At 29.9% G+C, this 6,070-nt stretch carries 6 protein-coding genes; 3 read left to right on the top strand and 3 right to left on the bottom strand.

Annotated features, from left to right (window positions below; genetic code table 11):
- Window positions 1-24: 24 nt before the first annotated feature.
- Window positions 25-858, bottom strand: a complete 834-nt coding sequence (locus N5D03_RS14455; protein WP_280052062.1) for a type II CAAX endopeptidase family protein — start codon at window positions 856-858, stop codon at window positions 25-27.
- A complete protein-coding gene (gene rlmH / locus N5D03_RS14450; RefSeq protein WP_115001348.1) occupies window positions 851-1,324 on the bottom strand; it encodes a 23S rRNA (pseudouridine(1915)-N(3))-methyltransferase RlmH in 474 nt (157 codons plus the stop codon). The genes N5D03_RS14455 and rlmH overlap by 8 nt, the downstream gene beginning before the upstream one ends.
- Window positions 1,325-1,350: 26 nt before the next feature.
- Here rlmH and N5D03_RS14445 point away from each other — a divergent pair, with 26 nt between their 5' ends.
- Window positions 1,351-2,322, top strand: coding sequence for a YihY/virulence factor BrkB family protein (locus N5D03_RS14445; protein WP_280052061.1), 972 nt, complete (start codon window positions 1,351-1,353; stop codon window positions 2,320-2,322).
- Here N5D03_RS14445 and N5D03_RS14440 read toward each other — a convergent pair.
- Window positions 2,319-3,194 carry an ion transporter gene (locus N5D03_RS14440; protein WP_280052060.1) on the bottom strand — a complete coding sequence of 292 codons (876 nt, stop codon included), beginning with the start codon at window positions 3,192-3,194 and terminating at the stop codon, window positions 2,319-2,321. The two genes, N5D03_RS14445 and N5D03_RS14440, sit on opposite strands and share 4 nt — an antisense overlap.
- Before the next feature lie 45 nt (window positions 3,195-3,239).
- Here N5D03_RS14440 and N5D03_RS14435 point away from each other — a divergent pair, with 45 nt between their 5' ends.
- Together N5D03_RS14435 and N5D03_RS14430 are read left to right on the top strand one after the other, a co-directional pair.
- Window positions 3,240-4,130, top strand: coding sequence for a TIGR01777 family oxidoreductase (locus tag N5D03_RS14435; RefSeq protein ID WP_280052059.1), 891 nt, complete (start codon window positions 3,240-3,242; stop codon window positions 4,128-4,130).
- Between the two features lie 70 nt (window positions 4,131-4,200).
- The gene (locus tag N5D03_RS14430; protein WP_280052058.1) at window positions 4,201-6,069 is read left to right on the top strand and encodes a DUF3857 domain-containing protein; all 1,869 of its coding nucleotides are present in this window, start codon (window positions 4,201-4,203) and stop codon (window positions 6,067-6,069) included.
- Window position 6,070: the final 1 nt, after the last annotated feature.

Genomic DNA, 6,070 nt, shown 5'->3' with positions numbered 1-6,070 from the left:
ATGTGTGGCAAAAATTAATTCCATTTATATTGTTTTTGTTCTGTTTTTTTTGATTAATAAATAGACAGATAAAATTCCGATAAGTGTCATTCCTCCAATTAATAAATAATCTCTTTGCGCAAAAACTTCGCCTTCCATATCGCCTTGCATTAACATTAACGAGTAGGAAAGTGTATTGTTTAAGAAATGTAATAACATAGGCAAAAACAACGATTTTGTGCGGTAATAAACTATTCCAAAAATGATTCCTAAAAGTCCGGCGCCTATAAATTGCCAAGGATTCATGTGTGCGCATCCAAAAATAAAACCATTGATTAAGATTGCAGTGGTAGGATTTACATTGAAATTTAGCATTCCTTTCAAGATTATTCCTCTGAAAATAATTTCTTCGAAAATTGGAGCCAAAATACAAATCATAATAAATCCAGCGATTTTGTAATCTAACATCATTTCAAAAGAAGCTTGAAAGATTTTATAGATTTCTTCTAAAGGTCCAGTTGTTGGAATTAAACTTGTTGCAACCTCGGCTAAAGGCAAAAGAAATAACCAACAAGCTATTGATAATATGAGCTGAATTGGAGTAAAAGAATGTTTGATATCTTTTAAAATTGATGCAAATTTAGTTTGTGTCAACATCAATAAAATAACAATTGCGCAAACCGTTCCTGTTAAAAATCCTAACGGTAAAAGTAAGTGATTAAGCGGTTTGTAAAAAAGTGCTGGAACTGAAATAATTCCGCCAGCAAACTGCATTATAATCACTGCAATTGCGCTATACAAAAGAGCTTTTCCAATACCAAAACTTAGTTTATTTTCTTGCTTAGGAACAAATTCTTCAAATGGAGAGGTGTTATTCATGATGATAAGGTTTACCCTGCAATATACTAAATCCTCGGTAAATTTGCTCAGTCAAAAATAGACGAACCATTTGATGCGTAAATGTCATATTGGATAAAGACATTTTTTTATTTCCACGATTGTAAACAGATTCGTCAAAACCATAAGGACCACCAATCACAAAGACAAGATTTTTGACAGATTGATTCATGTAATTCTGAATATCATCTGCAAATTGCTTCGAAGTAGGCTGTTTTCCTTTTTCATCCAAAATAATAACAAAATCTGTATTGATGATTTTATTCAAAATTTGCTCAGCTTCTTTTTGTTTTTGTTGAATTTCGGACAAATTTTTACGATTTTTGATGTCAGGAATTTCAATTCTTTGATAATTAATGTGCGAAGGCAATCGATTTTCATACTTTTGTAATAGCATTTCGATGGCTTTTTCGTCTGTTTTACCGATACAAATGGTCGTAATATTCATTCAAAATTATTTATTGAGACAAAAATATGCGCATTCTACAAGATTTTAAAACATATACAGGAATAAATTATTTTCGAGCTTGGTCGAAAACAAAATTGATGAACAAAAATACAGGTATCACGGTATATGATTTCTTGAAAGTTTTTTGGATTCGCGTCATGAAAGGTAATTTTCCGTTGCGTTCGGCAGCAGTTTCATGGATTTTATTTTTTAGTATGTTTCCATTTTTGCTTTTTTTGTTTAGTATTTTACCGCATTTGGTTTATTACCAAGAGATAAAAAACTTGTTATTTACACAACTTCTTCCGCAACTTTTGCCTAAACATGTGAGCAATGAAGTGATTTCGTATATTGATAAAACGACGGCTGTACAAGGAAAACGTAAAGTGAATTATTTCTTGATTTTGATTACAATTTTTATGTCATCTAACGGAATACAAGGAATTATAAATGGGTTTAATGTTTCGTATCAAGATGTTTATGTAAAGCGAAAAAACTCAAAATCGAGAATGATTTCGATAATTTTAACCTTGTTTTTTACAGCTTTTATCGTGTTGCAAGTGTTTTTATCGTATTCAACATCAATTATTTGGAAATACTTAACCAACGTTTCATTCCTAAGTAAACTTGGTCAATTTTCATATTTAATCAACTATTTTTCGGTATTTCTTTTCTACTTTGTTTCGATGTGTATGCTGTATTATTTCGGACCAAATCACAAAAAATCGCGTAGTACAGTTTTACCTGGTGCTATTTTGACTTCAGTTTTGTTCTTGTTAACTGTGATTGGTTTTAATTCGTATTTAAGTTATTTTACAAACATTGATTTGTTGTATGGATCGCTTGGATTAGTGATGATTATGATGATTTTTGTATACATCAATGTGATTTTGATGTTGGTTGGTTATGAATTGAATATGTCAATTAATTACACCAAAAATTACGAATACGTTAATCATATTGACAATAATCGATTTATTAATTTGGATAAATTTTAAGGCTCATTTAAAAGATGTCCGCAGGTTTTGCAATAAATAGCACCATCTAGGTGATAATCATCGCCACAATTGCGACATCTTTGTGTGTTTGTAGGAATATCTTCTTTGTGTCTAGCCGCTTTATTCATTTCCATTGTTACAATACTTGTGGGAACAGCAATTACACCATAACCTATAATCATAACAACAGAAGCTAAAAATTGTCCCAAACCAGTGACAGGAGAAATATCGCCATAACCTACTGTTGTTAAAGTGACAATTGCCCAATAAATACTGATTGGTATACTTGTGAAACCAGATTCAGGATGATCATGTTCAACCATATACATGATAGAGCCAATTACAACAACAATTAATACTACAAATGATAAGAAAACGATGATTTTATCTTTACTTTCTTTCAGCCCTAACACCAACACATTTTTTCCACGTGTAAATCGTGTAAGGTTAAAAATTCTGAAAATACGTAGTAATCTTAAAATACGAATACTTGCTAGGTACTTACTTGTAGGTAAAACTAAACCAAGATAAAACGGTAAAATAGACAATAAGTCAATAACTCCATAAAAACTAAAAATATATCGCCAACGATTTTTAACACAATAGATTCTTAATAAATATTCTATAGTAAACAAAAAGGTTAAAATCCATTCTAAAGATACTAAAACTGTATGGTGTCTCGCATTAATTGCTGGAATAGACTCCAACATAACCAAACCTACACTTAATAAAATTAAAAGTAATAAAGAGATGTCAAAAAATTTTCCATAAGGTGTATCAGCTTCAAAAACTATATCGAATATTTTTTGTTTTAGCTTCTTTTCTTCATCAGCTCCCATTCTTTTTAGATAAGGAAATCTACCTTTAAACATTAGTTTATATTTTTGGAATGAGCTAAATTAGGAAAAAATTTTAGTATGAATATTCTATTGACTGGTGGAAGTGGATTAATTGGTTCAGAATTAACAAAGATTTTAATTAAAAATGGACATCAAGTTCGTATTTTGACAAGAGAAAAACAGATTGAACATCCTTTTTATCATTGGGAGAAAGATACAATTGATGAAAAAGTTTTTGAAAATTTGGATGGAATTATTCATTTGGCTGGAAGCTTAATTGCGAAAAGATGGACAAATTCTTACAAAAAAGAAATTTTTTCGAGTAGAGTTGATACAGCGAATTTACTTTTTGAGTATGTCAAAAAATTGAATATTGATTTGAAATTTTTTATCTCCGCGTCTGGAACAGCTTATTATGGACAAATTACTTCGAATAAGATTTTCAAAGAGTCTGATGAACCGAATATTGATTTTTTAGGTAAAGTTTGTGTCGCATGGGAAAATGCTGCTTATCAGTTCGAAAAAATAGGTGCAAGAGTGGTTTGTCTTAGAACTTCTTTGGTTTTGTCAAAAAACGGCGAAGGTTTCAAATTATTAAAAAAACCTATTCAACTTGGTGTAGGAGCAAATCTAGGTAACGGAAAACAATGGATGCCTTGGATACATATTACAGATTTGATACAAATGTATGCGGAAGCTGTAGATAATGATAAAATAAAAGGAAGTTATAACGCATCTTCACCGCAATATATAAATCATTCGGAATTCAATCATACGCTAGCGAGAATAATGAATAAACCTTTTTTTATTCCTAATATTCCTGCTTTTGTTATGAAATTAGCATTAGGTGAGATGAGTAGTTTAGTCCTAAATGGATCTAGAATTGACGCAACTAAAATTCAAGAAATAGGTTTCAAATTTCAATATCCTACTTTAGAAAAAGCGTTAGAAGAATTGATAGAAAAGTAACGAAAATTTTATTTAGATTATTCTTTATGTATTATTGTGTATTGTACTTTTGCAGGAATTACAAATTGAAATGAAATTAAAAATTACTTTACTCTTTTTATTTATTGCATTATATACAAATGCGCAATCGAAAGATTTAAAATTCGGAAAAATTTCGGAGCAAGAAATTAACTTAACTCAAGTTCCTTTTGAGAAAAATGTAGATGCTGTTATTCTTTCGGAAGAAGGAAAAATGGATTTAACTTCGTCTAATTATTATTTGACTGTAAAACGAAGAATCAAAATACTGACTGATAAAGGACTTGATGAAGCAAATATACAACTGAATTATTACAGCAAGAATAGAAATGAATCTATAAGCGGAATTAAGGGAGGTACAATTAATATTGTAAATGGAGTAGAACAAATGACTCCGATTGATGAGAAAGAGATTTTTGATGTTTCTCTAAATGAATTGTATGCTGCAAAACGTTTCACTTTTCCAAATGTAAAAGTTGGTTCTATTATCGAGTATACTTATATCAAAAGTAGCGAACATAATTTTTCTATTGATGCGTGGAATTTTCAACATGATATACCAACGCTTTCGAGCAAGTTTCGATTAAATAATCAAGCTTATGGTACCTATTCGATTATTACAATTGGTGATGGTTTGAATACAAAGTATAAAGGCAAATCAAGTTCAACGGAGTGGTTATTACATAATATCCAAAGTTATAATCAATTAAAATACGTTTATAATCCTGAAGATCAAAGTGAACGTATCAAAATACAGGCTGCTACTTATCATACAGATGGTGCAAAGAAAACTACGATGAGCGCGTGGAGAGATTTGATTCAAGATATAAATGCACAATATGATTTGTATCGAAATCCTTCTGCAATCAGAGATGTTGCGCAAAATATTCCGAATGGAAAAGATGAGGTAGAAACGTTGAAAAATGTGATTGAATATATTGATTCAAATGTAAAATGGAACAGATTTTATGGAATTATTCCAACGCGTTCAAACAAAACTTTATTGAAAGAAAAGTCTGGTTCTACAGCAGATATGAATCTTTTATTGAATGAAATTTTAACAGCCAAAGGTTTCGAAACTTCGATGGTTATGTTTAGTAGTCGTCATCATGGACAAATTTTGTTTTCTTATCCAATTGTCAATCAATTCAATTCTGTTTTAACAGTTGTGAAATTAAATAATGGTGCTTCAAATATTATTTTGGATGCTTCGAAATTAAATAAAGAGCAAATCGAATTTGGACCTTTAGATGTGTTTAATTATCATGGAATTGTCATCAAAAAAGGTGAAGCTTCGTTTGTAAAGTTGAATCAAAAATTGTCTTATTACGAATCATCATTAAAGTATGATTTTATGAGTAATGGAAATTTAGTTCTTTATCGTAAAGACAAATTCAATGGTTATTTTTATGATGATGATGTAGACGAAAAAAATGTTTTGAATAGGTATTTGACTGAATCTTTAGATGTGCGTTTGGACGAAGAAATTAATGATAAAACGTTTTTTGATACTGATTCTTACGTTAAAAATTATAAAGCAAAAGCTGTAATTCCGAATGCTCCATTTTATACATTTATTAATCCTTTGCGCGAATTTCTAAAACAATATACTTTTGAAGATATCAATCGTCAGCGCAAAATAGAATTTAATTATCCTTATTTGTTTAATATTCAGGTGAAATCTAAAATTCCAGAAGGTTATGAAGTGATAATTGATGAAAAATACAAAGCGCATCACAAAACTGAGCTTGGTTTAGAGTATTATCAGGAAGCAAAAGTGAAAGATGGACAATTGATACTAGCAATTCAATTTTTATTGCCAGAAGGTGTTTATGAAGCGGATAAATACAATGAATTGAAACAATTTTTTGAGAAAATAAAAACAGAATCTCTGAAAGAAGTTTTAATGAAAAAGAAATAAA

Source organism: Empedobacter sp. GD03861, from assembly GCF_029840885.1.
GTDB classification, from domain to species: domain Bacteria; phylum Bacteroidota; class Bacteroidia; order Flavobacteriales; family Weeksellaceae; genus Empedobacter; species Empedobacter falsenii_B.
The sequence above is the reverse complement of the archived record's forward strand: the minus strand, read 5'-3'. Positions and strand labels throughout refer to the sequence as shown.

Excerpts from the sequence above, each read along its gene's own strand:
- N5D03_RS14455 (WP_280052062.1), bottom strand. The coding sequence starts at position 858 with ATGAATAACACCTCTCCATTTGAAGAATTTGTTCCTAAGCAAGAAAAT.
- rlmH (WP_115001348.1), bottom strand. The coding sequence starts at position 1,324 with ATGAATATTACGACCATTTGTATCGGTAAAACAGACGAAAAAGCCATC.
- N5D03_RS14445 (WP_280052061.1), top strand. The coding sequence starts at position 1,351 with ATGCGCATTCTACAAGATTTTAAAACATATACAGGAATAAATTATTTT.
- N5D03_RS14440 (WP_280052060.1), bottom strand. The coding sequence starts at position 3,194 with ATGTTTAAAGGTAGATTTCCTTATCTAAAAAGAATGGGAGCTGATGAA.
- N5D03_RS14435 (WP_280052059.1), top strand. The coding sequence starts at position 3,240 with ATGAATATTCTATTGACTGGTGGAAGTGGATTAATTGGTTCAGAATTA.
- N5D03_RS14430 (WP_280052058.1), top strand. The coding sequence starts at position 4,201 with ATGAAATTAAAAATTACTTTACTCTTTTTATTTATTGCATTATATACA.